The sequence below is a fragment of the Bacillus sp. FSL L8-0152 genome, assembly GCF_038006365.1.
GTDB lineage: Bacteria > Bacillota > Bacilli > Bacillales > Bacillaceae_G > Bacillus_A > Bacillus_A cereus.
This window is the reverse complement of sequence record NZ_JBBOVB010000008.1, coordinates 1-4,836: the sequence shown is the minus strand read 5'-3', so window position 1 is coordinate 4,836 and position 4,836 is coordinate 1. Positions and strand designations below refer to the sequence as shown.

Here is a 4,836-nt window from a genome sequence, read left to right as displayed (position 1 = left end):
AGACCAAAAACGAGGACTTAGTTGCTCGACTTGGACTAGCAATTATACCCGCCGAACCGCCAGTTCTATCGTTCTAAGTAACATGCTTACTCCCTATGTAGTTACGTGAAATTCCAGGGGGCTAGCCCCCAAACCCCCAGCCAGCACTCACACCCAAAAACAAGGGAAACAATAACTAAATCGGTTGTTTTACCAGCACCATTTGGTCTAGATAATCCAGAATAGTTGTAGTTAACTCTAGGTACAGAGTTAAACGTTTGTAACATCATGTTTCAAATTTGATACATACATGTAGCATGTGGTGCAACATTACAACAAGGAGATAATTTCTTATTTTCCTCATGAGGTTTTTAAGAAATTCTTATAAAATGCACAAAAGACACCGTATAAACGATGTCTTTTGTGCATTTTTAATATTTAATGGCCTGCGCCACCTGGATCCGCATGCATTCTTTGTATTTCAATTTTATTCGTTGTTTTTGTTGGCTTTATTATATCAAGACTTCCTGATGTTGACATTAAAAGAAAAGAAAACATAAATATGGTCGTTAAAATTCTTTTCATTATGAAACTCCTCACTTTTATGATTTGATTGTTTGTTCTTGATTTAATACTTTTTGATATGCTTTTTCTGCATATTGAACAAAAAAGAAATCGTTATTTGATTGAAACATTTGAATCGACTGTTGAATAAGAGAGAGATTTAAAGTTGCCATTCCCTTATAGCACATCTGCAAAGCTGTAAGCTTACCATTTTTTCTTTCTAAATCATTCAGTAGGATAACTGCTTTCTCATATTGACCTAATTCAATATAAAATAAAGCTTGTTCAGCAGGATGAAGTTGTTTGAAATCAATTTTATCAATGTCTCTCCAATGAATAATTCTTACAAAATTAAGGTCATTTAATGCCTGCTTATATCTTGATTCATCATGATATAAGTGAAATATTTCTAGAGATTTTTCTAAATGATAAATCGCCATATTGTAATTCGATAGCAAGTAACTTTCTCCTGCTTTTAAATGCAGAGCACTTTTCATAACAGGGAAAAAATCTAAGTTTTTTAATTTTTGAAGGGATTGATTATGTCGTTGAAATAAGGTGATTTGATTTCTACGAAGTAAATAATAACTATGTAATTCAATAAAAAGAAAATGATAAATCATCTTTAAGTGACTATCACCTATTTTTATTAAATTTCGTTTAATTCGATTACGATAGGTTGGAACAAGTTTGATGTCTCCTAGATCAAGTAGAATCATAATGCTTAAGAGGTCACATAAAATTGCTAAGTCTTTTTCTTTTTTGTTTATATTACTTTGAAATGTTTTAAGGTCTAAATAAATTTCATGTATGTCTTCTCCTTGTAATCGTCTTTGATAAAATTGAAAAGCTTTAGCATATTTGCGAACAATTAAATATTTATGTGTATTACAGTGTTGAAGAAGTTCTGTAAATAATACTGTATCTCGATTTAAATAGGACAGGATAAATAAAATCTTTGTATTGATACAGCTTCCCACTTTTAAGTTTTGTAAGTACTCCATTTTAAGTTGTTCTTGGTCATGTTTATTTTCCTCAAGAGTATGTGCGATTTTATAAAAATAAAATGCGGATATTTCAGTACCTTGATGAATCCATTTTGAAATAGTTGGTTCGGGAACTTGAGTTTCATAAGATAAATTTTTTGCTGTTGTCATTTTTGAAAATATAAGCGTATCCATCTTTTTTAGAAATTGATTCATAGCCACCATTCCTTTTGCAAAATTAAGAACAAGCTTTTAATCACTATACCGAAATTTGCAGAAGAGGTTTTTGAGAAATTATTTTCTGACAATTCAAGGAGCATTCCATAATGTGATAAGAGGTAGTTGCATCGTGTGTGTCAACGGTACCGGACCGAACCCGAAAGGGTACGGGAGGATAAGGAGTTGACACACTCACTATGCGACCCTCTTGGATTGTCAAAACGTTAATCGTTTTGACCTGCCAACCGGCGAGGGAGCCCCTCAAGGATTGAGGGGTTGGGGAGTTGGATGAAGGGGGTCAAGGGGAAGAGTTCCCCTTGTAGGTTCGGACAAAGTCCGAGGTTTTTTCTTTGCCATGCTTGCATGGCTTGGCGAAGCCAAAGAGCCTCGCAGAGCACGTCCAAATGAAATTTGGTATAACGTGCTAGACCATATGCTATGGGTCTCGCTGATCCTCGTGTTATACTAGTTATCAAAAAGGGGGTTCTCGCTCATGGCTCACGTTCAAAAATACACAAAAGGAAATGTACAAGGACTATCTATTCACTGGGACAGAAAAACAGAAAATCATTCGAATCTAGACATTGATAATGAGCGGTCAGATTTGAATTATGATTTATGCGAAAAAGAAGGAGATACACTTTCTCGTATGAATCAGCGTTTAAGTGAAGTACATGCCCTTAAACGAAATGATTTAAAAGTGTGTGCAGATTGGGTTGTTACGTTGCCAGAAAATTTGAAGGGAATTTCAGAAAAGGAACAACGTGAATTCTTTGAGAAGACCTATGAATTTTTAGCAAATCGTTATGGTGGGGAAAAGAACGTACTTTCAGCAAATGTTCATATGGATGAAACAAGGCCACATATGCACTTTGCTTTTATGCCTGTTGTTTGGGACGAGAAAAAGCAAAGGGAAAAGGTTTCAGCAAAAGAAGTGCTAACACGTAAAGAGTTAAAAACATTTCATCAAGACCTAGATGCTTTTTTAAAACAAGAAATTCCGTATATCTACAAAGAAGGTATTTTGAACGATAAAACGATTGGTGTAGATACGGTGAAAGATTTAAAAAAGCATTCGGAGGAAATTCAAAAACAAAAAGACCAACAAAAAGCAGATGCGACGGCAGAAATGAAAGTGTTTAAAGAACCAAAACAAGTGTTGAAAAAAATCGAAGCTTCTTCAAAGAAAACGATGTTTGGAGATAAGGTCACACTACCTTCTAAAGACTTTGAGAAATTAAAAGAGTTATCTGTATCTAGCATGAAAGTAAAATATCAAGCTGAAAAAAGAATGGCAGCAGCAACTGAAAAAATTGAGGAATTGGAAGAAAAATATTACGAGGCTGATCGGAGGGCAGATAATGCTGAATTTCAATTTGGTTTACTAGAAAAAGAAGTGAACCAGCTGAAGAAACATCGAACAGACGCTATAGTATATAAAAGTATCTTGCAAGATACAAACAGACATATAGAAATTAGCGAACTAGAAAAGAAAGGACGCTTAGTCCTGTTTAATCTAGAAAATGGACATGAACCAAAGAACCAAAAAGAAGGCGAACAATGGCTTTCTATCTTGGAAGAGAATAAAAAGGCAAAGACAATCCCTCAGAAGCGCCTAGAAGCTTTTATAGAGCGTTTAAAAGCGTTTCTAGATAAAATACTTGGGAAAGGGAAAGAATTCTCACTAGAGGGCTTAAAACGCAAATCAGAGCAGTTGAAACAAACGAGACAGCCAAAAACAAAAAGAGATAGAGGAATGGAGCGTTAAAAAAGGCGATACCCATTGTAACGGACATCGCCTTTTTGCTCTATTTTTTCATAGATAGAATAAAATTTATGCCTTGTTTAAATCCTTCTCTATAAAACTCTTCTTGCATGTCTGACATTTCTAGCGTGATTGCTAGTTCAAGTTGAGTAAATTCCTCAAAAGTGAATTTGTCTTGGTGTTTATGTAACTCCTCTAGATTTTCGATTTTCGCTAATTCTTGTACACTTTGCTCCACAATCATTTCTAACATTTGGTTTGCAGTCATACTTTTCATCCTCCTTGTATTTAAAAAAGATTTATAGGAAAATAAAAAGGCATATGTCGTGTGTGCAGATTCAAAGATGTAGGTGCTCCCTGGTCAAGAGGGAGTGCCTTTTTATTTATTTAATTTTGGGGTACTCCATCGCTTTTATATGTTATTTCTGTTTTAAAGTCTCTTCCTTTACTTGAATAAATTTGCTCTAATCGAATCTCTTGTATGTCATGCCAATGGCCACGTCCGAAATAACGGGCGTTTACTTGATATGTACCAGTACCTTTTCTAAAGAGAATTTCAGCGTTTACTAGTTTATTTATGTTGTTATTAAGAACTTGTACTGTTTTATATCCTAGCTCTTCCGTCATTTGTTTTTTTATAAAGCTATTTAGAATAATCATATTGTCGTATGACATTGTTTTTAATAGGACGTTAATTACTTTATCTAAGCCTTTAGGGAGGTCGTTTAAGGCTATAATATCTTTCAAATATAATTTCACATAATCTGGTTCTTTATCGACATAAGCATCTATAATTTCTTCTTCTTCTTGAATTTCTCCAGTATTTACATCAATTATTTTACTTTTTGTGACTTTAGAGACTTTTTTTAAAGGTCTATCCTGTTGCAATAAATTCACCTCCTATGCTACTTATAATTTAAATAAATTATAAACTATATATTTTTTGAGTGCAATATTTTTTTATGTTTTTCATATTTATAATTTTAAAAGATTTAATTTATAACTCTACAAATTATAAATTATAATCCCACAAATTACGGTTATAATCCCACAAATTATAAACTATAATCCCACAAATTATAGTTTTTTCTCAAAAAACCAGTCGTATCAAGGGTTCAAGCTATACTCTCTCTTCTATTCTATTATTTTATGAAAATTTGAAAGGTGTATTTATTCATTTTATTCTCTTTCTATATCTCTAATAAAGCTTTCCATAGTACAAGGGTCGAGTAGTATTTTTTGAGAACCCCACTCAAAAAATCTCCACTCTTTTGCCCTTGTACTATGGAATTCGGCGGGAACTGGTATGTCGCCAAGCCGAAC

5 protein-coding genes are annotated in these 4,836 nt (G+C 33.5%); 1 reads left to right on the top strand and 4 read right to left on the bottom strand.

The annotated features are described in order from the left end of the window. Positions 1–417 precede the first annotated feature (417 nt). Both MHH27_RS31940 and MHH27_RS31935 read right to left on the bottom strand, forming a co-directional pair. Positions 418–564: a hypothetical protein gene (locus MHH27_RS31940; protein ID WP_176545628.1), complete on the bottom strand. Its 147-nt coding sequence runs from the start codon at positions 562–564 to the stop codon at positions 418–420. Between the two features lie 17 nt (positions 565–581). Continuing rightward, positions 582–1,724 carry an AimR family lysis-lysogeny pheromone receptor gene (locus MHH27_RS31935; protein ID WP_340946194.1) on the bottom strand — a complete coding sequence of 381 codons (1,143 nt, stop codon included), beginning with the start codon at positions 1,722–1,724 and terminating at the stop codon, positions 582–584. A 517-nt stretch (positions 1,725–2,241) separates the two neighbouring features. Between MHH27_RS31935 and mobV the strand changes: the two genes are divergently transcribed. After that, positions 2,242–3,516: a MobV family relaxase gene (gene mobV / locus MHH27_RS31930; protein ID WP_340946191.1), complete on the top strand. Its 1,275-nt coding sequence runs from the start codon at positions 2,242–2,244 to the stop codon at positions 3,514–3,516. A 40-nt stretch (positions 3,517–3,556) separates the two neighbouring features. On the opposite strand, the gene MHH27_RS31925 is transcribed toward mobV, so the two are convergent. Together MHH27_RS31925 and MHH27_RS31920 are read right to left on the bottom strand one after the other, a co-directional pair. Next, on the bottom strand, positions 3,557–3,781 hold the full coding sequence (locus MHH27_RS31925) for a hypothetical protein (protein ID WP_098069766.1): 225 nt from the start codon (positions 3,779–3,781) through the stop codon (positions 3,557–3,559). A gap of 119 nt (positions 3,782–3,900) precedes the next feature. Then, positions 3,901–4,401 (bottom strand): replication/maintenance protein RepL, encoded by a 501-nt coding sequence (locus tag MHH27_RS31920; RefSeq protein ID WP_016111091.1) that lies wholly within the window; start codon positions 4,399–4,401, stop codon positions 3,901–3,903. Between the last annotated feature and the right edge of the window lie 435 nt (positions 4,402–4,836).